Raw genomic sequence first — 22,640 nt, 5'->3', positions numbered from 1 at the left:
GCATGTCCCCGAAAACCCTGCCGGCCACGCCGCCGCAAGCCCCCGCCACCCTGCTCGGCGAGACCTACAAATTGATGCGCCAGGGCGACTACGACGTCCCCGACAGCTACGACGCGTTCGAACAGCAGGCCACCACGGATCCCCAATACGTGGCCGACCTGCACGCGCTATTCAAGGAAGAGAAGTGGACGGCCCCCGACAAGTTGAATGACTTTCGCCAGGAGTTGCTGGCCGGCGTAAAAAAAAAGCCCGCGTTGGCTACGCCGCCCGTCGATTCGTTGCCATCTGGGGGCGTGCTGCCATCGGCTTTGGGCTCGGACTTGGGGCTGGGGGCAGCGCTGTCTGGCTCGCCTGCCACTGACCAGCAGTTTGCCGAAGTAGGCCCTGGGGCCCCGCCGCTGCCGGTTCTTACCGACGCGCCCACCGAGCAGCGCCTCTCCCCGTTGGCCGCGCTCGAAAAGGCGCCCGGCGACGAGTACCTGGCCGCCGGGGTCCCGCTGCCCTCGGGCGAAGACCTGCGGGCCGAGGAGGAGGCCGCCAGCCTGGCCAACTTGGCGCTACTGCGGGGCAGTACGAACGGCGACGTGCGCCCCGTCGTGGACCGCAAGGCGCTCGGTAAAGCGCTGCCCCCGCTGGCCTACGGGCAGGAGCGGGTTGTGATTCCGGCCGGCCACCAGGGCGTGGTGCCGCCCAATACGTACGCCGACCCCGAAACCGGCCTGCGCTTCTTTGACCGGGCCCTGAGCACCAAAGCCGACGGCCAGGAGCAGGGCGCACTGGGCGGGGCGGCGGCCCTGTTCAAGAACAGCCTCATCGAGATGGGGCAGGGCCTTGTCGAGGGCGTGGGGGCCCTGGCCAACGCCACCTCGGGCCTGCCTTACGACGCCGCGCCCGACGCGGTGAGCCAGCGGATGGAAGGGGCGAAGGCGGCCGTGTCGGACCTGAACGCCCGCCAGCCCCTCGACCTGGCCCACCCCAGCACCATCCTGATGAAGTCGGCCGAGTACGGCCCGCTCATCGTGGCGCAGGTCGCGCAGACCCTGGCCCCCGAGCTGCGGGCCCCCGCGGCCGTGAGTAAAATCCTGGGCCTGGTGAGCACGGTCGGTTTCGACGCCCAAATGGTGCACGGCGCGGCCGAGCACGCCAAGGCCGCTGGCCTCACCGGCAAGGACGCCGCGCTCTACACCGTGCTGGAGGGCGCCCTGACCATCGGGGGCTTCAAGGCCGGCAGCAAGCTCATGGGGGCCCTCGGCGACAAGCTGGCCCGGAAGCTGGCCCCCGACGCGCTACGCGAGCAGGTAGCGGCCGACGCCGTGGCCCGGGTGCGGGCCCTGGAGGCCCAGACGGGCCGCACCGCCACCCAGGCCGAAACCAGCGCCGCCCTGCACGAGAGCCTGCGGGCCGCCCTGCCGGGCCTGGCCCAGGTGCCGAAGGAAATGCTCCAGCAGGCCCCGACGTTCGCCGGGGTGGAGGGGCTGAAAATCGCAGCGAACCAACTCGCGGCCCCCGCCCTGGGCGGCCAGGCCGACAACCTGACGCCGGAGCAAATGCTGGCTCAGGTCGGCGGGGCCGCCGGTGAAGGCCTGGTGATGGGCGCGGTGACGGGCGCCACCAGCGCCGTGCTCGGCGGGCTGGCCCGTTCCGGCACGGTGGGCGGCGCGGCGCTACCCGCCGAAAACCAGGGCCCGGAGGCAGCGGCTCCCGAAGCAAGTGGCGAACCCCCCGCACTGCCCCGCACCGTGCCGCTGGGCCCGGGCAGCACGGGCGAGCCCATGTTTGCCGAGCTGAGCCCCGAGGGCCAGGTCGTGCGCGTGCACACCGCCGACGGCGCCGAGGCCGACCTGCAAGCCTGGGGGCCCTGGCTGGAAAAGAATTTGCCCACTAAACTGGCGGAAGCCGATGCGCCCGCGCCCGCGCCCGCCGCGGCCGAACCGTCCGCCGAACCCGTTTCCCTAGATGCACCCGCCGACCCTCTCCCCGCTGCTGAACCAGCCCCCGCCCCCGCCCCGCCTGCCGGTTTCGGTCCTGTATCAGCGGAGCCGCCTGCGCCTGCGCCGGCTCCTACTGCTGCAACTCCACCGCCAGCTGACGGGGCCCCCACCGAGCGCCTGCCTGCCGCCGAGCCCCACCCCGACCACGCCCAGCCGCTTACCCCTGCTCAGCAGGCCGTAAACGCCACCCTCGACGCGCTGGATGGCTACAACGCGCTCGGCACCCGCGAAAAGAAGGGCAAGGCCGGCAGCGCGGCCCGCGCCGAGCTGGCCCGCCTCGGTAAAGCGGCCGGGCTCGACGTGCAGGTGGGCAACGACTTCGGCGTGAAAGTCACGCGCGGCGGCAAGCGGGTGACGCGGGCCAACGAGTACACGGCCACCACGCCCGCCAATAACCCCGTTCCGCTGGCCGAGCGGCCCGCGGCGGTGCGTCCCTTCCTGGAGCAGGTCGTGGCCGCCGCCGACGGCACGCCCGGCGTGGTGCAGGGCCTGGGCATCGAGTTGCGCGGCAAGCCGTTGGGGGGGCCCGAATTGCAGGGGGCCCTCGACGACATCAAGGCGGGCCGCAACACGCTCCGCGCCCAGCTCACGCTCGACGCGCTTGAAAACGCGCACCGCCGCGGCTTCGTGGAGAAAAGCGAGGGGACCGGCCTGGCCACCCGCAAGTACAGCATCCCCGTCGAGGAGTTCGTGGGCGGCGGGGCCCCGGCTGAAGCGGCTGCCCAACACGAGCGGCCCATCACCGACGCCGAAATCGACGCCCTGCTGGCCCAGGCCCCGCAGTTGGACGCGGCCCTGGCCGACTACACCGACCTGGCCACGGGCGGCCTGAATTACGCCAAGCTGGCCCAGGATGGCCGCGCCCTGCCGTTTCTCTTCGAAGTTCCCGACGATATTGCCCTTCAAATAACCACCCTAGCCCGTGAGCGCGCCCAATCCCCAACTAACCGCCAACAACCAACCGCCAGCGAAACCGACCCCGGAAGCGAAGCGCCAGGCCTTCCGCCAAGCCCAGGCCCTGCTGCGGCAGGCCCAGGGGTTGCCCCCGCTGCCGGAACCGAAGCCGTAGCGGCCGTCCCCGCCGCGACCCGCGCGCGGGGCCACGCCCAGCGTTACAGCGAGGAGACGCAGGCCGCCCTAACAGGCGAGGAAAAGAGCTACGCGCCCGCCGCCGCCCAGCTAGCAGCCAATGAATCTCCTGCGGCCTTCATCCAACGGGTTGGGGCCGATGCCGCGTACGAAGCGGCCCTCGCGCCACGGGGCGACCAGGAAGCGCTGCTGCACAACCGCCTGATTAAGGGCGTGCGGGCTCATTACGAGGCCGCCCGCACCGCTGCGCTGGCGGCGGGCAAACCCGCGGTAGCCGAGCAGGCCAACGAGCAGGTGTTGCGCCTGACTGGCCGGTTGGCCCGGGCCGGTACCGAAGCGGCCCAGGCGTTGCAGGACTTTGCGGGCGCGGCCGACACCATTGGGCGGCTCGTACAAGCCGTGCACCCAGCTGACGCCGGCCAGGCCACGGTGGACAGCGCGTTCGGGGCCATCGCCCAGGACACCGAAGCCAAGCAGGCCGAAAACGACCACGACGGGGCCGCTCTGCTGAAGAAAGCCATACCGGCCCGCCGGCAGAAGATGGCGGACGTGCTGGCAAGTGCTGCGGTGCAGGCCGCCGTGGAGAAAGCCGTGCGGGGCCCCCGCGCCGCGCCGGCCCCTCGCGCGGAAGCGCCCGAGCCCACCGGCTACGGCGCGGGCAACAAGGTCTTCACCAAAAAGGGCTTGGGCGAGCTGCGGACGCGGCTCAAAAACACGGCGTTTGCAGCCCCTTTGCCCCCCGACTTGGTGTACCTGGCCGGCTACCACGTCGAAGCCGGGGCCCGCCGGTTCGTGGACTTCGCTCAAAAAATGGTGCGCGAGCTCGGCGAGCGGGTGCGTCCCCACCTGCCCGCACTCTATGAAGCCGCCACGCGCGAGGTGGTGGGCGCCGGGGCCAACGCGGCCGGCTTCGACAGCCCGGCCGCGGTGCGGGCCCTGGTAGCTGAACAAGCCGCGCCCAGCGCCGTGCGGGCCGGCGTGCACGAGCTAGGCAAGCGCCTCGTGGACATTGCCAAGCAGCACGCCGCCGACCTCAACGAGGACCGCCGCACGCTGACCAAGAAGTTTGTCGAGGACGCGGGCCTGTCGGGCCCCGCAGCCGGCGAAATGGCTGCGGCCATTGAAAAGGAGTGGAACCGGCGCGTAGAAAAAGGCGCGTGGCAGGCCCTGGGGCAGCGCTTTCAGCCCCGGCGCAGCCGCGCCAAAGCCGACGCGTTCGACCGGCTGGTGAACGACTTGAACGCGGCGGCGAATTTGCCCGAAAGCCCCCAACGCAACCCGGCCGGGCAGCTGCTCGACCAACTCCTCGGCGACCAGGTGCGCGTTGGCGCGGCGGAGGCCGACCACATCCAGCACTTAAAAGACGCCTACGTGGCGGCGGCGCAGAAAACGGTGCAGCGCATCGGCGGCAAAATGGTGGAAACCACGGACACGCGCCGGGCCACGACGGCCGCCATCGACTTGCTGCGGGTGCTGGGCCAGCTCAAAAACGTGGGCCAGTCGGACTGGGCGCAAAAAAGCCAGGCCTTGTACTACGCGAGCCTGCTCTCGGGGCCCTACACGCACCTGGCCAACGCCTACCTGAACGCCATCGCCACCGGCCACGAGGTGGGCCTTATTTCTACGCTGCACACGTGGGCTGCCACCGGCTCGCTGCGCACTGCCTTGGCGCCGCTCGGCGGCCTGGGGGCCGGCTACCGGCGCGGGGCCGCCGAGGCCCAGCACGTGCTGGCGACCGGCTACGACGGCGACACCAAAACCGGGGCCCGCTTCACCGACGCGTCCTTCGACAGCGACCCGTTGGAAACGGCCTCCACCCTGCGGGGCGGAGCCGTGCGGCTGCTCCACCGGCTGGGCCTGGGCCGGGGGCTGGCCGTGCCCGACCAGAGCGCCGCCCGCTACGTGCGGCGGGCGCTGGGGGCCAGCGACACCTTTTTCCAGGGCGGCCTGGCCGAAGCCCGGGCCCGCGAACTGGCCGTGAAGCTGGCCACGCAGCGGGTGGCCCGCGACCAGCGGGCCGGCGTTGCCGTGAGCCGCCAACGCGTGCGCCAGCTGGTGGCCGACGAGGCCGATAAAATCCTGTTCAACACGCCCGAGGCGCTGGCCGACATCGCGGCCCTGGTAGACCGCGAAGGCCTGGTCCAGCCAAAAACAGCCGCGGCGTGGGCGGCCCGGCAGGCGCGCCTCGGCGACTTGCTCGACCAGGCCCGCGCCAGCGCGCACCCCGAGCTGGTGGCCGACGCCCAGGCGTTTGCCGCCCGCCACGCCGGCAACAGCGACTACGAAGGACACATGGGCGCGTGGGCCCACCAGTTCGCCGGCGTGATGCAGAACGTGCCGGTGCTCGGCAAGCTGCTCATGCCCTTCAGCCGGGTCGTGGCGAACTTCCAGGCCCGGCACGCCGAATGGTTCGGCCTGGGTTTTTACCGCGCCGTGCGCGGCGGGGCCGGCCAGCCGCTGCTGGGGGGCCAAGGATTAGCCGACCGCTACCGGCGCGCCTACACGCCCGAAGAACAGGAAAAAGCCTTTCTGCGCTCCACGCTGGGCGTGGTGGCCACCCTGGGGGCCTACGCGCTGGTGAAACAGGGGCTTATCCAGGTAACCGGGCCTGCTACCGGCGACAAGGAGCAGGACCAGCAAACGCCGCCGATGAGCATCATTTGCCGCGGCGCGGCGTGGTCGTACAAGGGCCAGGAGTGCGAGATTCCGTTGCTGGCCTTGGCGCAGACCATGGCCTGGGCCAAGGCCATGCACCTGAAGGGCGACGACCCCGACCTGGCGCAAAAACTCGGCATGGTGGGCGTGTTCACCGTCGTGGCCACGGCCAACACGGGGCCCACCAACGGGGTGGCGGAATTTGCCGGGGCCCTGAGCGAGGCGCAGCGCCACCCCGACCAGCTCATCGGGGCCCTTAAACGCCTGGCCGTTTCTGGGGCCAAGACGGCGGCGGCCCCGGCCGCGCTGACCCAGCTGGCCCAGCTCTACAACGTGGCCACCGACGCCGCGCTGCCCGAAAAGCGCAGCACCGACGCCTGGCACCAACTCCAGCTCCAGGTGTTCGGCGACGTACCGGTGTGGCACGGTGGGGCGGAAGCGGCCCTCGACCAGTTCGGTGACCCGCTGCACTACGCCAGCAACCGCTTCTGGGGCGTGCGGCCAGTGGCGGCCGACCCCATCAAGGACGCGGCGAAGGTGCGGCTGGCCGAATTGGGCATCGACACGGGCAACCCCCGGCCGGCTGATTACGGGCTGCGACTCTTCGACCCGGTGAGCGGCACGCAGGCCACGGCCCTGTCCGACGCCGAGTTCCGGCAGTACGCGCAGGCCCGGGGCAAAGGCTTTTGGAAGGAATTGACCCGCCCGGCCCCGGGCGGTGCGACGCCTGCGCTGGCCGCGCTGCTGCACGGCACGCCGGCGGAGGCCGAAGCCGCGGTGAAGGAAGCGTTGAAGTTCGCCACGGCAGACGCGAAACAGCTGGTGCTGGACCAACGCATCCGCCAGGGGCAAGAGGTCCGCTTCGGCAAACCGCACCGCGTGGCCGGAGGGCGATAAAACCCGTAATGCGCGGGGAGCAACCCGTAATGACTGGGTGCTCTCAGCGCATTACGGGTATTTTGTGGGTTGCTCTCCTAAACCAGGGCCCTGGCACTCAGCTGAACCGCCCGGTTCGGCTGGCCACCGGGGCCCTGGCACTACGCATTGCTTAGGCGGAGACTACTTGGCTTTGCGCTTGGCCGCATGTGTAACGGGCAAGGGAACGACTTGGCCGGAGCGGTTGCGCTGCTGCCAAGCGGCGATATCGGACTGGAGCACGCGCCGGCCCGCGGCGTGGTTGGAGGTACTCACATAAGGCAGGTGCTGCGGGTGCCCAAGGGGCAGATCGAAGTAGCGACGCACCGTTGACGGGTAGACGCTGAGGGTTTTAGCGGCAATCGGCACTGACACCTGCGGGTCAACGGCCGGTAATTGCGCCTGGGCCTCGCGGGCTGCTTGCAGAGCGGCCTCGCGCAGTAAAGCCTTGATATCAACGTCGACATTGAAGGTAAGCATGAGGTAAGGGGGGGGGGCTGATTAGGAAATGCTGGCCATAACTACGACGCCGAAGAAATGGTGGACACGACCCGGTACCAGCAGCACCCCAGCTCGTACTTGGGCAGCTTCAACAGACCGGGCCCCGCGGGCGTGCCGCGGTAGAGCACGAGCCAATCGTGTTCGGGTCCGTGGTCGCCCCGCCGGGATTTCTCCAGCACCACGCCGGCTTCGAGCAGGGTGGGCACGGCGTCGGCCAGCCGTTCGACGACCGCCACGTTGCCCACCCGGCTCTGCTGGAGGCGGGCGCGCACCACCACGTCGCCCAGCCAGATGTCGGCCCACTCGACCACTTCCAGCCGCAGCAGCGACCCCTGCGGCAGGCCCACCGGCACGAGGGAGTTGTCGGGCACGCAGTAGCACAGCCCGCCGCCGAGCTGGATGGTCTGGTGCGTTTCCAAATACAAGTTGCCGACGCGGGCCAGGGCCTCGGCGTAGGTGCCCGGCTCGTTTTTGCGGAGCTTGGCGATGCGGTAGGCGCAGCCGGTTTTTTGGGTCAGGGCCGCAATGGCCTGGGTTTGCGCCGCGGTGGCGTGGGCCCGTTTTGGTAAGGTGGCCATGGCTACGCGGCAAGAGAAGTAAGCATGTCTGCTGCTTTGGGGTGGGCAACGCCGCCCCGGTCCAGCACCTTTTGGTACAGATTGCCCACCAGGGCCACAGCCTGGGGCCCATCGAGCCGGTTGATGTTCAGCAGCGCCTTCGTCTTTTCCTGCCGGGTGATGAGCACGTGGTTGAGCAGGGTAATGATTTCTTCCCGCTGCGCCGGTGTGGCGTAGGCAGCCGGAGAAGTTGCTTCCGTCCCGCGGCGGGCAATCTCGTGCGCACAGTTGCGGTGCCACTTCTGGAGCGTTTCCAGCGACTGGCAGGCGTTGACGCGCTGGGCAGCGGTTTGGTATTCTTGGTCGGAGATGTGCTCCGACGTGGCCAGTAGGGCCTCGATGGCGGTGCGGAGCACCGCCAATGAATTGACCGCTTTGGGGATGGGAGCCAAGCTGTTCGTGCAGCCGACAGCGCCCTGCATTGCATTTTCCATGTAATTTTGGGGGTGAAGATTGGGTTGAAAAATCCAGCTAGATTTCAGTCGTTCGTGCGATTGTTGTCGGGAGGTCAGCCGTTCGTGCGGCTGGCCTCCTTTCATTTTCTCCGTGCTGGCATTCCCTTTTGGAACGATACAAATATACAGTAATTTTCTGTACATTCAAGATGAAATACAGAAATGATAAACTTATTTTATAGTTAATATATAGTTATTATCTTTGCGATATGAAATCACCAAAGGAAACACCCATTCGTAAGCCGCAAATCAACTTTGGCTTGGAGGAAGAAGAAAAAGACATATTCGAGCAGGTAGCTAAAGCGCGGGGTAACATCGGCGTTTCAGCCCTTATCCGCTTGCTGGTAATGGACGAAGCCCGTCGTTTGGGTATTGTGAAGTAATGAAAGCCGAGCACGTGCCCCCTCTGCCGCCCCACGCCGGCACCGGCCTTTCTGCCGCCTGGCTCGACGCGGGCCGCGGGCAGTACGTCCACCACTACGGGGCCAACCAGAACACCAGCGCCTGCGGGCGATACCGTCAGCGGGTGGGTGTACAACAACTGGGTGGGCTACCAAACCTACGTGGGCATCGTGGCCGGGGCCGACGCCTGCCTGTTCCCGTTGCGGGACAACCGGTGCGCGTACCTGCTCAACGACAACCGCGAGGTCGTCGGGCCCTGGAACCACGCCGTGGCGTGGATCGTCACCGACTGGGCGCCGCGCGCCGCCGCCCAGGGCCTGACGCACTTCGCCAACGTGGTCAGCTCCGAATCCATGGCCGCCCAGTCCGCCGAGGCCATGTTTTTGGGGATTGGCGCGCGCTTGCAGATGCGCATGTTCGGCGCCATCGAAGAAGCCCAGGCGTGGCTGCGGGAGGCCCAGCGGGGGGTCGCCAGTTAGGGCCTAAATTGAATCAGTCCGCTTCCCCATTAATCGCGAGCCCGCCACTTGGGTATTGAATATGATACCCACCGACCTTCCCCCGCGCCCGCCCAATGGCACCGGCATTCCTGAAGCCGCGTGGCTCGACCCGGCGGGCGGCAAGTACCTCCACCACTATGCGCCGTATGCCAACAGGGCCGCCTGCGCCCGGTATCGGCCAGTGCCTGCCACGCGCGAGGCGTGGCTGCGACGGAAAACAACGGATAAGCCCAAGTGCCTGACTTGCCTACGCAAAACATCGTTGGGCTGGTTTCCTGAGTTAATGTCCTAAAAAGTCCGAAGCCCCCGCGCTTGCCCTCGGCTTCGCAGCCAGCGAGTTATTTGCTTGCATTGTCTCAAGCCCCGTACAAAGCCCGCTAGCCATATATTATATGCTGCATCCTGATAACTCAGTCTGCAAATGAGTGAACTGCCGCGGCACCCTTATCTCTGCATTCGTGTTATCTTCACGCCCCCGCTGATTGGGATGTCGCCCAAAGTACAATAAGAACTATGTTTTATTCAAAACCACAATCCCTGCAAAAAATCGATTCTCTGCATTTATGCGAGTACATCATTGAAAAGGTGCGCGCTTATGGACCAGTTTCGCACTTGAAACTTCAAAAGTTGCTCTACTATTGCCAGGCTTTTCACTTGGCTTACTTTGATGCGCCCATCATTGATGACCAGTTCCAGGCTTGGTTGCATGGACCGGTTTCGCGTAAGATATATGACGAATTAAAAGGTGTTTCCGTATTACACGCTGCAATTAATTACACACAGGACCCAGGCGAGCCGAGCCCGCAAGAGCGACTCGATCATACATTATTGGCTTCCCAAGTCGAGTTTATTGATGATGTATTAGCTGAGTTCGGTCCAAAATCGGCCTACGAGTTAGAGGGCATGACTCATGCTGAGTTGCCTTGGGTTGAAGCCCGGCGCGGGTACGGACCGGGTGATCGTTGCGAGCGAAACATCTCCGAAGCAACGATAAAGTCCTACTACGGGCAGTTCATGTATGGGCCAGAACCAGAAGCGGTTTAAACCGGGCCAGACTAAAAGTTTTATGCAGCAAGTAGCAGAGCTTAAGGCGTCTGCTACTGTCGAATCTCTAGCTGAAGCTGGTAACTTTCAAATCAGTTTCCAGCACCTAGATCGCGAACAAGGGCAGAGCTTCGGGCGGTGGCAAGAAACTACAAAGCTTTCGGAAGCGATGGAAACCTTGCGCAATTATTCTGCCCGACCGCTACGGAGTCAACTGGACGGCAAGAAATTTACCGAGTACGGAGATTTCCCGCCCGATGCTAAAACTAAGTTTGCGCACCCGGCGCAAGTGCCGCCAGACGCTTCGTGGGCACGCATTCATGTGGATGGACTACATTGTTTGATTGGACATTTAGTGGAGAATACATTTTATTTAGTCTTCCTAGACGAAAATCACGAGTTCTGGATCTCAGAGTTGAAACACACTTAATAGATCAAGCCCCGCGCCCCATCCGGCCGGGGCTCTTGCCTTCAAGCAATATGTTACAGACCGGTTCGCTGCTTTTTCTCGAGCACGAACACGATAGTAGTAACGCCGACAGTAGCCACGGATGTGAAAGGAATTGGCACTATCTGCTTTACAGTGTAGCCATCCGCTAGTGCAGCATCCAGGCTAGGGAAGTTGATTTCTGACATTATATTATTAGTCAGCGCCTTGACGTTGACGGTGATTATTTTTTCAGCTATTTGGATGGTAAGGATTAAGTGGACTGCCAAGGTAGCTGCGCCCCATGAAACTCACCCGTTCCCGCGTTCTGGCTTGGGCCCGCTATTGGCGCTTGGATATGTGGTGGTGGGGCGTACTGGCGCTGCTGGCCATTGGGGTGCGGGAGTGCAGCCGGAACGAGGCGCTGCCGAGCGTGGGGCCGGTGGAGGTGGCAGTGAAGCCCTGAAAACGCAATTCGTAATCTTGGTTGAAATTATTTTGCAACCGTTTGCGAGGTATCACAAATAAAGTCAGAGAATTGGCATCCATGAGTTATGTTTGCTACGTATTTGAGTTATCCCAAAAGTATTTGGCATTTTGCCAATATTTTTGGTGTTATCTTTGCAGCCCGATTTACAGGGGCGTCAACTTTTTTTTGGGAGGACAAGACTATGAACACCGCCTTTTTTGATTACGAAAAAGCGATGCAAGCATTGCTTTATGTCGTGAGCGAACTAAAGGCTCCGACCTTACACCAGGCTTTTAAAGCGCTCTACTTTGCTGAGCAAGACTACTTGGGGAACTACGGGAATACTATGCTCGGCGACACCTTCATTAAGATGGAGGCTGGCCCCGTGCCTTCGCGTATCTACCATTTAGTTCAGATGGCTGATGGCCGCTATAATGGCAATTGGCTTGGAACGCTTGGCATTCAATACGCTAAGCAAAATATTGAGGTAATACAAGGCAAGCGCCTCTCTGCGTTGGTCGCACCTGATTTAGATTATTTGGCAGGCACTGAAAAAGATTGTTTAGACAAAGCCATTGCTTTCTGCCGAAATCGTTCGTTTGCAGATCTTAAGTCTCTATCGCATGACGCTGCATGGGATGCAGCGGATATGAATAGGGAGATGGACAGGTTAAAGATTGCCGAGGCGGGCGGCGCTGACGAATCTGCACTTAGCTATTTGGGCGAGTCTTTGGCAAACAACGATTATTGCTCGTTGTAGCCCGCCCTTGTAATTGTGCATAGTCCAAATAGCTCGCCTCTCCCGGTCCCACTATCTTTAGCTGTAGGGACTGTCATTAGGTCGTTTGTTGACGACACGACACCTCCAAAGATTAAGTTCTGGATAATTGTTGGCGTGACAAGTGATGAGGTCGACCTAGCTACTGTGTATATCAATTCTTGGCCCAATGACTTTATTCTTCGGAATCAGGCACTAGCAGATGCGCAGTTCCCTCTTATGGCGGATAGTCGGAAGCTAGTAGATTATAATTGCTACGCTAACTGTTCAGAAGTGAAAAGGAAAAGCGCCGCTGCGATCCACGGCCTACTGGCAAAAAATCCAGATTTCATTCGTGGCGAGCTGTATCCGGAGGAAATAGATCAAGTTTTGAAATTGTTGAGAGAAACAACTAACATATCGAATCGTGATAAAAAGCGATACGGATTGCTATAATAAAAAAAGCCCCGCCCACCAGCGGGGCTTTTTTGTGCCCCACCCGCCCGCTTCTCCCGCTTTCCCCCGCCCGGTTCCGGCACCCGGGGCCCCCGTCCGGAACTTCGAGCATGTGTAAATAGCTGCACCGCCAGATTATTCCGAACCCGGCCCCCGGTGGAGTCGCTAGGATAAAAAGTTAGCGCTCTTTGTGCTCATATTGGGTTAATGAGCCAAGTTACAGGCCTATCCATGCTCGCAGCATCAGCCCTCCATTAACAAGCTTGACGCATGGCCGCCAGCCGCACTAAGCGGTCCCACCCACTTACTCGCATGGTACCCAAACTCATTCTGACCGGGCTATTGGCCGCCACCGTAGGCCTGCTCACCCCGCCGGCCAACGCACAAGCGCCGTCCGCCACCACAGCCTACCGCCGGCCGGTACAGTACGCCATCCTGTACGCGCAGTCCATCAATGCCGACCATCCCGCCGGCGACGCGCGCTTGGAATTGCAGTACAGCTTGGTGGCGGGCTACACAGTGGACGAAAAGATCCGCCTGCGCACGGAGGCCACCAAAGTCACGGGCTTTGCCTCCGTGGCCGACGCCCTGAACTACCTCAGCGCCCACGGCTGGAAGTACGTGGACGCCCAAACCGACGTGACACCCCATTCTTACTGGCAGCGCTACACGCTACGGTGGCCGCTGAACTAAGAGCCACTAAGCCACCATCAGTTGGTGGGGCCACTGTCGGTGCGGGCCTCCAGCGTGCTCTGCAGCCCCCCTGATAAGGCCGAGAGCAAGTCCAGGCCCGTGGCCGCCTCGATGGCGTCGACGCTCGTGCGGTACTTGCCCCAGCTGGAACTAAGAGAGTTGTCGTTGGGCGTGTCGATGGCAATCACGCGGGTGCTGCTGCTGACCGGGGCTACGTCGTTGGTGCCGACGGGCAGCACCACCAGCACCTTCCAGCAGCGGGCGGGCACGGTCACCTTGCCGCCGGCTACGGTGGTGGCGTAGCCGTTGCTGCCCGTGCCGCCCCGGCCGTACGAGCCGCAGACGATGTACAACTCGTTGCCCGCGTCGGCCAGGGCCCGGGCGTAGTTTTCCAAGTTGGCCCAGGTCTGCTGGTTGTTGTTGGGCGCCTGGGGCATCATGTTGGTCATGAAGAACGTGGCCGTGTTGTCGGCGGCCGAGCCCTTGCGGTCGGCGCTAGGGCAGTTGTGCCCCCGGTCGAAGCCCGAGCCGCTGTAGTCCGACGCTTTCACTTGGTACCAGCCGCTGGGCAGGCTGGCGTCGGCGGCGAAGTCATCTTTGCGGGGCGCGCTGCCTTCCCACGCGGTGCTCAGGTGCCAGCTCACCCAGTTAGGCTTGCCTTGGTCGCGGTTGTAAGACAGCGTGTACTGGTCTTTTACCAGCAGGTAGTTGTTGGGCGAAGAGGTACTAGCAGTGGCGCCGCTGGGGTTACCCAGCATTAGGTTGTTGTCGCGGGTGGCGGTAGCGGGTGCGACGGGCGCTACCGTATCGGTTTTGGCGCAGGACGTGGCCAGCAGCCCCAACAGGGCCCAAGCGCCGAGGCGGGTAACGAAATGTTTCATAAGGGTGGCCCTTGGGGCAGGCGCACATGTCACAGACGGGCGCCTTTCCGAGAGTATGGAAAAAATGCCCAATCACCAGACAATGGCTAAACACCAAGCCGGGCAGTAGTTACTGCGCTGGCTGTCGAAGTTCTAACGCGAGAAGTAACGCGGTAACGGGTAAAGCCTAATAAGCAGATGCCCAAATATATGATGTCACATCGCTCTGGAAAGTGTCCTTTTTATTGGCTCCTTTTAGCAATTCATTTGTAGCACATTAAAACCTCCTCTTTTCCACATTCCTCTTTCCTACCCCCATTTCTCCGTTTATGCGCTTTCTACCCCTCTTTTCCACCCACAACCCTTGGCGCCTTCGGTCGTTGTTTGCCGCCACCTTGGGCCTGGCTTTAAGTGCCTGTTCTGTCCTGCCCGAAGCACCAGCACCGGTCGCGCCAGCTGTTTCACAAAACCCGAACCAGCTAAAAACCAATCAATTAATTGTTGATCTACCCCCTGTTGTCGTTGTTGGCACCCCCGAGCCTACATTTCCCGGAGGCGTTACCATCACCCCAGGCGGTACCGGCGGCGGCGGCACCGGCGGCGATGGGGGAGCTGGCGGCGGCGGCGGCGGCGGGACAGGCACCGGGACGGGCACCGGGACAGGTCCCGATGGCCTTCCTTATGCAGAAGATGCGCCGTTGACCGTCGGCGATCATTCCAAGATGATGACGGTCAAGTACAACGCCACTACCACCATTGCTGTGAAAATCGAGTTTACCGAGGCCACGCACACGGTCGAAAAATTGTCGATCACCAGCTACGGGTTTGCGTTGGGCACGTCCTTTGCCCCCTTTGGCGACGGCATCGGGAAATACATTTCGGCGCACGACATGTACAACTTCTCAATTTCTGGGCAATTCTCAACCACCTCGCCCCAGACGGGTACGGTACAGAACCTGGCTCCAATTACGCTAAACGGCACATACTACCCAGCGACGGATACATACAAGCTATACGTAAAGCCGTAAACGTCACGAGCGGCTGACCTGCTTGTCCCCGGGAGTGGGGCCGGCCATTGAACATACAACGTTCAATGGCCGGCCCCACTCCCGGGTATTTTTGCTGGCAACGCCCGTTGGCTAAGCACCGCGTGGTTGGCCACTCGTGCGGGGTGGCATCTTACCAAAATTCCCTTACTATTTTTGCCTTCAGCCCCCTCCACATGCGGTTGCTTTTTGACTTAAACTATTGGTTACTGCCTTTCTTTCAATTGGTGCTCTCAGCAGTGATAGCCGGGGTCTTATTTTTAGTAATTCGCTTGCTAATCGTTAAAAACTTTCGCAAAAAATGAGGAAAGGGGGTTAGGAACACGGCGGCGAAAGTAGCGCAGGCTTCGCACGAAAATACCCCGGCCTCAACTGGATTTTTTTTCTGCGTAGGTACGGGCATGGTCAAGATGTACAACGACGGCAAGGGCCAGCCCCAATCGGTCGAAGCGTCCACGACGGATGTAGACTTACCGGCCTCGGTCAACTACGGCCACGGGGCCGACGAAGCGGAGGCCGTAGCCGACTTGCGTCGACGCGTGCTGGCCTACACCGCCAGCCGGTACGGCCTGGATTTCACGGTCCTCATTCGCTAGGGGCCGCGCGGTTGCCCCACCGCTTCAGCGCCCCCTGCCGAGCGCGTTCGCTGCGTTGCTCGGGCGTGAGCTTGGTGACGGTAGGTACTATGCGGTCACTCCACCGTTTAAGCGCCCCTTGCCGCGCAATGTCACTGCGTTGCTCGGGTGTCAGCTTCACCGCTTTGGCCGCGATCCGCTGACGATTCTGGGCTAGGCGTTGTTCGTACCGGGCCTGCGCTACCGGGTCGCCGGCGGCCATGCGTTGCTTGCGGGCCTGGTAGGCCGCGCGGTTCCGGGCCAGGTTCAGCGCGACGGCCTGTACCGCCCGCTCGGCGGCCGAGAGCACGGGCTTAGGCGGGGCGGCCGCAGCGGCTTCGCGCTTTAGTTTCGCGGCCGCCAAGCGAGCCCGGCGTTGACGGGCGTCCTCCGCTTCCGCCGGGGTTAGAGCCAATAGCCAAGCGGCTTTCGCGCGAGCCCGATAAGCGGCCTTTTGTGCGGGGTATCGGTACTTACGGCCTTCCGCTTGGGCTTTGGCGGCGGAAGCGCGGTTGCCGGCGTTGATCGCGTCCACTTGCGCCTGGGCCACCGCGTCGCCGGCACGGGCCTGCGCGCGCAGAGCTTTGTAGCGCTCGGCTTGGGTCGGCTTGCGGACGGGCGGCTCTTCCATGGGCCCAAAATAAAGCGCGGGCGCGGTAATTTGGGCCGGTATGACGCTCTACGAATTCAACCAGCTGCCCTACGAACGCCAGCTGGTGGCCGTTTTCGACACCGGTACTTACCTGGCCCGGCGCTGGGAGGAAGAGGACGGCGTGAACCTGTACCACTTGCCGGGCGGGTTCTTCGTCGAGCTCTACTACGACACGCACCGCCACGAGCTGGTGCGGCTGCGCAGCTTCACCCGTGCCGCTGGAGGACTACGCCGCGTCGGTGCGGCTGCCGGACGGGTTATGATCAGCATGACCGGTGATTCGCGGCAACTAACGCGCTTAAACCGGAGAACGGGAGTTGAGTAAATAATCTGCTGTGCCGTATTGGAAAGGCTTCGGCACCTACTTTAGCTGCACCTTTTCTCTTCGCCTGCTTATGAAAACACCTACTACGCTTTACTCCTGCCTTTTGGCACTCGTTGGGTGCGCGGCCCATGCGCAAGCCGTGGCGCCCCGTTGGACGTGGGCCAATTCGCTCGCTAGCGTCCCTGCGGTTTTACCCCAGGCGCTGGCCGCGGACGCGGCCGGCAACACCTACGTGAGCGGCACGTTCACGGCGCCGCTTACCCTCGGCGCGGGCGCGGTGCTGACGAGCCAGGGCGGGACGGACAGCTTCGTGGCGAAGTACGGCCCGGACGGGGCCCTGCGGTGGACCTGCCAACTCGCGGGGCCGGGAACCGAGCGCATCGCGCGCCTGGTGGCCGACCAGGCGGGGGGCGTTTACCTGCTGGGCACGTCCAACCTCGTGGGCCAACCCAACACGGTGCGCCTCGGCGCTTCAGCGCTGACCGCCACGGGCAGCGGCAACACGGCCACGCTGCTCGCCCGCCTCGACGCGCAGGGGCAGCCGCAGTGGCTGCGCCAGCCCAACCCCGGATCGGGGGCCGTCGGGGCAGACCTGGGCGTGGACGCGGCCGGCAACCTGTACCTGACCGGTGTGCTTACCGGCACTGCCACCTTTGGCGCCCTCACGCTGGCCGTGCCGTCGATCTCCTTTGACCGCTACTTGGTGAAACTGGACCCGCAGGGGGCCGCGGTGTGGGCCCGGCAGGGCGGCCGCGTGCCCAACAGCAACGGGCTCGCCTTCTATAATCAAAAGTTGGTGGTCAGCGCGGACGGGGACGCGTACCTGGTTTTTTACGCCAACGCGGGACCCAACGGGGCCTTTGGTTCGGTCACGCTGCCCCCCGGCGCCGGCGATTTTGACGAGGCGGTCGTTAAGTACGACGGCCAAGGCGCCGCGCAGTGGGCGCAGCAAGGCGGCGGCCCGGGGTTCGACCGGGTGCTAGACGCCGCACTCGACGGCACGGGCCGCTTGGGTTTGGTCTGCCAATTTCCCGGCACCGCCACGTTTGGCGCGCAGGTGCTGGCCGGACCGGGGACGCAAAGCGGGGCCTTGGTGGTGCTGGACGCGGCGACCGGGGCGGTGCAGTGGGGCCGGGCCTTCACCAGCCCGGGCGCGGCCCAGCTGAGCGGCGTCGCCGCCGATCCCCAGGGCACGTGGTACGTGGCCGGCTACTTCGACGGCACGGGCACGTTGGGCGACCGGTCCTTCGCCAGCACGGGCGGTAACGACGCCGTGGTGGCCAGTGTCTCGGCCCAGGGCGCCGTGGGGTGGGTGCAGCAATCGACCGGGCCGAACAACGAGTCCGCTTTTCTCTTGCGGTTCACCAGCCCCGGCCGCTTGGCCGTCGGGGGCACGTTCACCGGCACGGCGCAATTGGGAAACCTCGCCCTGACGAGCCAAGGCGGGGCCGCGGCGGCGGACGGGTTTGTGGCGCAGCTGGCCAGCACGCCGTTGGCTTCCCGCGCCGCCCACGCCGCCGGGCCGTTGGCGCTGTACCCCAACCCGGTGGCCACCACAGGCGCGTTGGGGCTCCCCGTCTTGCCCGCGGGCACCCGGTTGGCTGTGCGCGACGCGTTGGGGCGAACCGTGCGCACCGGCCCCGCGGCGGCTTCCTTCCCGTTGGCTGGCGTAGCCCCCGGCCTCTATCAGGTGCAAGCAACGGCGCCCAATGGGCAACTGTGGGCTGCCAAATTTATCGTGGAATAGACCCCTGTGGGGTTCATTGGGAGTTGCAGTGATGGTACTGCTCTTAACGACAGCGTACTACTTTCTGACCGGGTCGGACTTCGTCTGGATCATATCGGCAGGCTTACTTTTCTGTATCATCCGCCGCCCAAGCTCCTCGCCGTTGCGAACCACTTTTGGTCCTGTGTAGGCAGCTGTGCGACGATTAGTTGTCTTGGTTCGGCTGGCTAGGGCCTGGCTGGGCGTAGTAGTAGGGGGCTTACTTTGCGCATGCGCCGGCAGTGACAAGGTGGTCAAGGCTAGGGGGGCAGCAAGAAACAGTAAGGCTTTCATGGCGAAAGAAGAATTGCAAACCGACTATTACACGTGATTCAAACTAACTTTGCTGTAAATCCGTACTTTACGTGTTACCTGAAAGTACTAAACGTAGCTTAATTTTGTGGCGGGCAAACCAATTCCTGCGGATTCCTACCTGTTTTTGAGTTGTGAATCCCTTGGAGCATTCAACAATAAAAGAAGGTGGCGTTCGCTCGACGGCAAAAGGTATTTTGAGTGGGATGCTCTACATGGAGAAATTGAAGTTTACAACCGACGTGGTAAACACATGGGCGTGCTCGACGCTTACGGAAATTTTATAAAAGATGCAGTTGAAGGTCGCACAATCACCATCTAGCTTCATCAGCGATTGCATCCGCGGGGTTGCACTGCTTGAGGACGCAGATGATTACATTGACCGGTGGCACGAAGGTGACACGGGGCAGACTCTTCATGAATTTCTGGGTATGACGCGCCAAGAATACAATGCTTACCTACTCGATGATAGTGCGTTAGCTTTCATTGTAAAAGCCCATCGTGAGCAGGTTCCTTTTAAGCAGATTGCCGAACAAGACTATTCGTATGCACTGGCCGCCCGTTCCCAGGGCGGTGAAAAAATATTGCAATTGATGCAGTGGCTGAAACAGGAGGGGCTTTTGAGCTAAGCGAGTACCCCGAAGTCAATATGGCGCGCACGCTTTTGCAAAAGCAGTGTCTCACACCACCGATTGACGTACTCACTTTGATTCAGCGATACGCTGACGTCATTTTTCGGCCTATTCCGATTGCGAATGTCGACGGCGTGTGCCTTGACCTTAAGGTAGCAGGTAAACGCCCGCGAGTCATTGTGAATACCAACACGTCGACTCGTCGGCGGCTATTCACGCTTGCGCATGAGTTGGGCCACATCATTATTCCCTGGCACGTCGGGACGATAGCCGACATCATAAACTTCTCACCCGAGGAATTGGATGAGTTGCCTGCTGAATATGTGTCTTCTGCGTTAACAGATCTCGGTCGCTATTCGCAGACAGAGCAGGAGGCAAACCGTTTCGCGTCGGAGCTACTAATGCCAGAGCAATGGGTAAAGACTCAAATTGCCCAGTATTATGATTTAGCTCAACTCCACCGCGTTATTTCCGAGACAGCAGGCGTCTCTCCTTTAGCTGCCAGCATCCGTTTAAAGGCGTTGCTACCACCCGGAATCGTGTATTTCTGTTTGGAAAGCGACGTCAATGTCTCTTTTGCTGGCCGTACTGAAGGTACTATCCAGCGCCAACTATCTCGTGGCGAATTGGATTTGCCTGATTCATACGTTCAAGCAATAGCTAGCTACAAGTGGGAATCAGGATACAACGTTTATCACTGGTGGCGCTTCCCAATTGAAATAGCACTTGAAATATCTGATCCAAGGCCGTGGAAAGAGATACTTCATTCCGTTATAACGGATGTGGCATCGCAGCCTGAAGACGTTGTGCAGTTGAAGCACGTAGTCAATGCTGTCCTTGCCGCAGCACATGGCTCTGTAATAAAAAATGCCTTAGTTACTTACTCCGAGGATGCTATAATTGCTGCGTGCATCCATCGTCTGCACGAGCGGGAAGATTTAAAGGAAGTAGCACGGCATGTAAGCATTAAGCAAGTGATTAAAAAACGGGCGGTAGAATGGTACGTTGTGCGGTCTCGACAGCGCTAAGTGATTGTATTACCACTACTCGAACTACTTGGGTATCTGGTAGCCTGGCAGTTGCTTAACCTGATCTAGCGTCAGCGGCTGGTACTCGATGCCCAGGCGTTGGGCGTTGGCTTCCACGGTCTGGTCGAAGCCGGCCTTTTTGCGGCGTGCGTTGACGTGGGCAGGGTCTTTTATAGGCCAAATGAAGCTCTTGCCCCCGGTGTAGGTCATTCCCTGGGTGCCGTACACCTGGGGTTGCTGCGTGTACATCAGGTGCCGGTCGAGCATCATGGCGTACAGGCGAAACGGCAACTCTCCCTGCTGAGCTGCTCGTTCGACGAGGGGTAGGTACTGGGCGATGCGGGCCGAGTGCTGCAAAACGTAGAAGGCGGCCTCGTTGGTGGGGGTGCCGACCAGGGTTTTGCCTGGGTAGCCGTAGCGGTTGATCAGGGCGTACACCCGGGTGGCGTTGGACGAATCGGTCTGCATCATCAGGTTCATCAGGCCCTGGGATTCGCGGCCTGGGGGGAAGTGCCGGGCCTGGGCGATGGAGTCCCGGAGCCGGCTTTTGCTCGGATCGACCAGGGCCTCGCGGTAGAGCTGGTCGATGACGTAAAGGCTGTCGAGCTCGTGCTTGAGTCGGGGGTTCTGGGGGCGTTGGGCGTGAGCTAGGACGGGCAGCACGAGCAGGCAGCCGAGGAGCAGCGTTTTCATGGGCCCAAGCTACACACGGCGCCCACTATTTCTACAGGTAAGCTGCTCTGAACAAGCGCGCTAAATGCCAAGGAATCGCTTAAAAACAACAATTTCCACCCGGACTACAACGTACATATCGGGGAATTAACGGGCCTCAATGCGTAACCCATTACGCATTGGGGCCGCCCCGCCCGCCATGTCCTACGCCATCCTGCGCCTGAGCAAACTCACGAACCTGGGCACGGCCACGAGCGCCACCCAGCACAACTACCGGCTACAAGACACGCCCAACGCCAACCCGGACTGGGCCGCGCTCAACGAGGAATACCTCAACCACGGCCACCGCAACTACTGGCATTTGGCCACCGAACGCATCGCCGAGCTGCACCTGCCGCGCCTGCGCCACGACGCCGTGCGGGCAGTGGAGGTGGTGCTCACGGCCAGCCCCGAGGGCTTCGCACGCGACGCCGAGGGCCGGGCCCTGGACGTGCGGGGCACCCCCTGGGTGGCGGACAACCTGGCCTTTTTGCAGGCAACGTTCGGGGCCCCCAACGTAGTCAGCTTCACGCTGCACCAGGACGAGGTGACGCCCCACATCCACGCCGTGGTGGTGCCCGTCACGGCCGATGGCCGGCTCTCCAGCCGCGACGTATTCAGCCCGGCCAGCCTGCGCCAGTTGCAAACCGATTACGCCCAGGCCATGGCGCCCCACGGGTTCGAGCGGGGCATCAAATACAGTACGGCCCTGCACGAAGATGTGCGCCGGCACTACGGAGCCCAGCGGACAAGCCAGCAGCAACTGGCCGAGGTGGCCACACCGGTACCGACGGGGCCCCACCTGCTCCAGGCCATGCCCCCGTGGCTGGAGCCCGAGAACCACCGCGTCCGGGAGCAGTTCCGTCTCGACCACTACGTGCACCACCTGACCACCACCAGCAACGAGAAGATTGCCCAGCTGGCCACCGTGGCCTCGGCCAACGCGCTGGCGCACGACCGGGCGCGCGTGCTGGAAAAGCAGTTGGCCCGCAGCCAGGAGCAGCTGGCCCTGGCGCGGGACGGGCTGACGCCCCGCCTCGCCCACCTCACGGAGCAGCTACGCCAGGCAAAAGAGCAACTGGCGGCCAAAACCACCCAGTTCAGTGAGCAGCAAGCGCTCGCCAAGCAGCAAATCCTGCTGCACAAACGGGCCGTCATTCGGCACGTGCAGGGGCAGTCGGTGCCGGACTGGTTGGCAACCTTGGCAAAGGGCCTTCGGGAGCGGCACCAGCGCAAAATTGAGGCGTTGCTGGCCAAGCAGTTGCTGTTACCCACCCGCGAGGTGGCGGATCTAAAACCAGGCCTAGAGCAGGCGGGGTACGTCCTGAAAGTAGTGGGGCCCCAGGAGTGGACGGTGCAGCACAAAGAAGATGGGACGCGCTTTCGGGGTGACGAGCTCCGCCCCAATGGCCGGAACTTGTTAGAGCAGTGCCGGGAGGCAGCGGAAAGAACGAAAGAACAAGAGCCAACCATTCAGTTACTGCCCAAGGAAAGAGAGATTGAGATGTGATGATTGCCCCAGGCTTTGAGGTTTATTCGAGTTATTATTGTGCTGAACCAAGTGGCCAAGTCCTGCTTTCAGCGACCGTCAGAAGGTTGGTACATTACTTAATAACAAGCGGCGTGGCTGAGTTAGAATCGAAATGGATCAAGGCGGAGCGGGAAGCACGCTGCCGTGGGATCCCTAGTGCCAGGTGGCACGGCATACCGCCTCCCTATACCAG

General features: G+C 62.4%; 22 protein-coding genes. 16 read left to right on the top strand and 6 right to left on the bottom strand.

Annotation, left to right across the window (positions count from 1 at the left end):
- The first annotated feature begins 2 nt into the window (after positions 1–2).
- Positions 3–6,632 (top strand): hypothetical protein, encoded by a 6,630-nt coding sequence (locus AXW84_RS18475; protein WP_068236667.1) that lies wholly within the window; start codon positions 3–5, stop codon positions 6,630–6,632.
- 162 nt (positions 6,633–6,794) lie between these two features.
- Here AXW84_RS18475 and AXW84_RS18470 read toward each other — a convergent pair whose 3' ends face one another.
- The 3 genes from AXW84_RS18470 to AXW84_RS18460 are packed head-to-tail and all read right to left on the bottom strand — an operon-like array spanning position 6,795 to position 8,202.
- Positions 6,795–7,130, bottom strand: a complete 336-nt coding sequence (locus AXW84_RS18470; RefSeq protein ID WP_068236664.1) for a hypothetical protein — start codon at positions 7,128–7,130, stop codon at positions 6,795–6,797.
- Positions 7,131–7,171: 41 nt separating this feature from the next.
- Positions 7,172–7,729 (bottom strand): hypothetical protein, encoded by a 558-nt coding sequence (locus tag AXW84_RS18465; RefSeq protein WP_068236661.1) that lies wholly within the window; start codon positions 7,727–7,729, stop codon positions 7,172–7,174.
- Between the two features lie 2 nt (positions 7,730–7,731).
- Positions 7,732–8,202 (bottom strand): hypothetical protein, encoded by a 471-nt coding sequence (locus tag AXW84_RS18460; protein ID WP_157887115.1) that lies wholly within the window; start codon positions 8,200–8,202, stop codon positions 7,732–7,734.
- 230 nt (positions 8,203–8,432) lie between these two features.
- Here AXW84_RS18460 and AXW84_RS25175 point away from each other — a divergent pair, with 230 nt between their 5' ends.
- From AXW84_RS25175 to AXW84_RS18430, 7 genes are all read left to right on the top strand, one after another.
- Positions 8,433–8,606 carry a hypothetical protein gene (locus AXW84_RS25175; protein ID WP_157887114.1) on the top strand — a complete coding sequence of 58 codons (174 nt, stop codon included), beginning with the start codon at positions 8,433–8,435 and terminating at the stop codon, positions 8,604–8,606.
- A 147-nt stretch (positions 8,607–8,753) separates the two neighbouring features.
- On the top strand, positions 8,754–9,104 hold the full coding sequence (locus AXW84_RS18455) for a hypothetical protein (RefSeq protein WP_068236655.1): 351 nt from the start codon (positions 8,754–8,756) through the stop codon (positions 9,102–9,104).
- A gap of 534 nt (positions 9,105–9,638) precedes the next feature.
- Positions 9,639–10,169 (top strand): Panacea domain-containing protein, encoded by a 531-nt coding sequence (locus tag AXW84_RS18450; RefSeq protein ID WP_071892285.1) that lies wholly within the window; start codon positions 9,639–9,641, stop codon positions 10,167–10,169.
- The gene (locus AXW84_RS18445) at positions 10,144–10,599 is read left to right on the top strand and encodes a hypothetical protein (RefSeq protein WP_157887113.1); all 456 of its coding nucleotides are present in this window, start codon (positions 10,144–10,146) and stop codon (positions 10,597–10,599) included. Before AXW84_RS18450 ends, AXW84_RS18445 begins: the two co-directional genes overlap by 26 nt.
- 301 nt (positions 10,600–10,900) lie before the next feature.
- On the top strand, positions 10,901–11,062 hold the full coding sequence (locus AXW84_RS25170; RefSeq protein WP_157887112.1) for a hypothetical protein: 162 nt from the start codon (positions 10,901–10,903) through the stop codon (positions 11,060–11,062).
- 205 nt (positions 11,063–11,267) lie between these two features.
- Positions 11,268–11,825 carry a Panacea domain-containing protein gene (locus AXW84_RS18435; protein WP_068236643.1) on the top strand — a complete coding sequence of 186 codons (558 nt, stop codon included), beginning with the start codon at positions 11,268–11,270 and terminating at the stop codon, positions 11,823–11,825.
- A gap of 765 nt (positions 11,826–12,590) precedes the next feature.
- Positions 12,591–12,971: a hypothetical protein gene (locus AXW84_RS18430; RefSeq protein WP_068236640.1), complete on the top strand. Its 381-nt coding sequence runs from the start codon at positions 12,591–12,593 to the stop codon at positions 12,969–12,971.
- A 17-nt stretch (positions 12,972–12,988) separates the two neighbouring features.
- On the opposite strand, the gene AXW84_RS18425 is transcribed toward AXW84_RS18430, so the two are convergent.
- A complete protein-coding gene (locus AXW84_RS18425; RefSeq protein WP_068236637.1) occupies positions 12,989–13,852 on the bottom strand; it encodes a DNA/RNA non-specific endonuclease in 864 nt (287 codons plus the stop codon).
- A gap of 308 nt (positions 13,853–14,160) precedes the next feature.
- On the opposite strand from AXW84_RS18425, the gene AXW84_RS25405 reads away from it, so the two are divergent.
- Both AXW84_RS25405 and AXW84_RS18410 read left to right on the top strand, forming a co-directional pair.
- Positions 14,161–14,859 (top strand): hypothetical protein, encoded by a 699-nt coding sequence (locus AXW84_RS25405; protein ID WP_082773978.1) that lies wholly within the window; start codon positions 14,161–14,163, stop codon positions 14,857–14,859.
- A gap of 419 nt (positions 14,860–15,278) precedes the next feature.
- On the top strand, positions 15,279–15,473 hold the full coding sequence (locus AXW84_RS18410; protein WP_157887110.1) for a hypothetical protein: 195 nt from the start codon (positions 15,279–15,281) through the stop codon (positions 15,471–15,473).
- On the opposite strand, the gene AXW84_RS18405 is transcribed toward AXW84_RS18410, so the two are convergent.
- Positions 15,463–16,122 carry a hypothetical protein gene (locus AXW84_RS18405; RefSeq protein ID WP_068236626.1) on the bottom strand — a complete coding sequence of 220 codons (660 nt, stop codon included), beginning with the start codon at positions 16,120–16,122 and terminating at the stop codon, positions 15,463–15,465. The genes AXW84_RS18410 and AXW84_RS18405 overlap by 11 nt on opposite strands.
- 40 nt (positions 16,123–16,162) lie before the next feature.
- Between AXW84_RS18405 and AXW84_RS18400 the strand changes: the two genes are divergently transcribed.
- The 5 genes from AXW84_RS18400 (at position 16,163) to AXW84_RS23545 (ending at position 20,205) form a co-directional block, all read left to right on the top strand.
- Positions 16,163–16,468: a hypothetical protein gene (locus AXW84_RS18400; RefSeq protein ID WP_068236623.1), complete on the top strand. Its 306-nt coding sequence runs from the start codon at positions 16,163–16,165 to the stop codon at positions 16,466–16,468.
- 70 nt (positions 16,469–16,538) lie between these two features.
- Entirely contained in the window at positions 16,539–18,215 is a 1,677-nt protein-coding gene (locus tag AXW84_RS18395) for a T9SS type A sorting domain-containing protein (protein WP_157887109.1), read from the top strand.
- A 418-nt stretch (positions 18,216–18,633) separates the two neighbouring features.
- Positions 18,634–18,867: a colicin E3/pyocin S6 family cytotoxin gene (locus AXW84_RS23550; RefSeq protein WP_071892282.1), complete on the top strand. Its 234-nt coding sequence runs from the start codon at positions 18,634–18,636 to the stop codon at positions 18,865–18,867.
- Complete coding sequence (locus AXW84_RS25400; RefSeq protein ID WP_068236617.1) at positions 18,836–19,174, top strand: hypothetical protein; 339 nt, start codon at positions 18,836–18,838, stop codon at positions 19,172–19,174. The genes AXW84_RS23550 and AXW84_RS25400 overlap by 32 nt, the downstream gene beginning before the upstream one ends.
- Positions 19,175–19,194: 20 nt before the next feature.
- Positions 19,195–20,205: an ImmA/IrrE family metallo-endopeptidase gene (locus AXW84_RS23545; RefSeq protein WP_071892280.1), complete on the top strand. Its 1,011-nt coding sequence runs from the start codon at positions 19,195–19,197 to the stop codon at positions 20,203–20,205.
- 24 nt (positions 20,206–20,229) lie between these two features.
- Here the strand turns inward: AXW84_RS23545 and AXW84_RS18385 are convergent, their stop codons facing one another.
- On the bottom strand, positions 20,230–20,898 hold the full coding sequence (locus AXW84_RS18385) for a DUF6624 domain-containing protein (protein ID WP_068236614.1): 669 nt from the start codon (positions 20,896–20,898) through the stop codon (positions 20,230–20,232).
- 139 nt (positions 20,899–21,037) lie between these two features.
- On the opposite strand from AXW84_RS18385, the gene mobV reads away from it, so the two are divergent.
- The gene (gene mobV / locus AXW84_RS18380) at positions 21,038–22,426 is read left to right on the top strand and encodes a MobV family relaxase (protein WP_082773977.1); all 1,389 of its coding nucleotides are present in this window, start codon (positions 21,038–21,040) and stop codon (positions 22,424–22,426) included.
- Positions 22,427–22,640: the final 214 nt, after the last annotated feature.

Origin of the sequence: Hymenobacter sp. PAMC 26628 (assembly GCF_001562275.1) — a bacterium.
GTDB lineage: Bacteria > Bacteroidota > Bacteroidia > Cytophagales > Hymenobacteraceae > Hymenobacter.
This window is presented reverse-complemented; position numbering and strand designations above follow the sequence as displayed.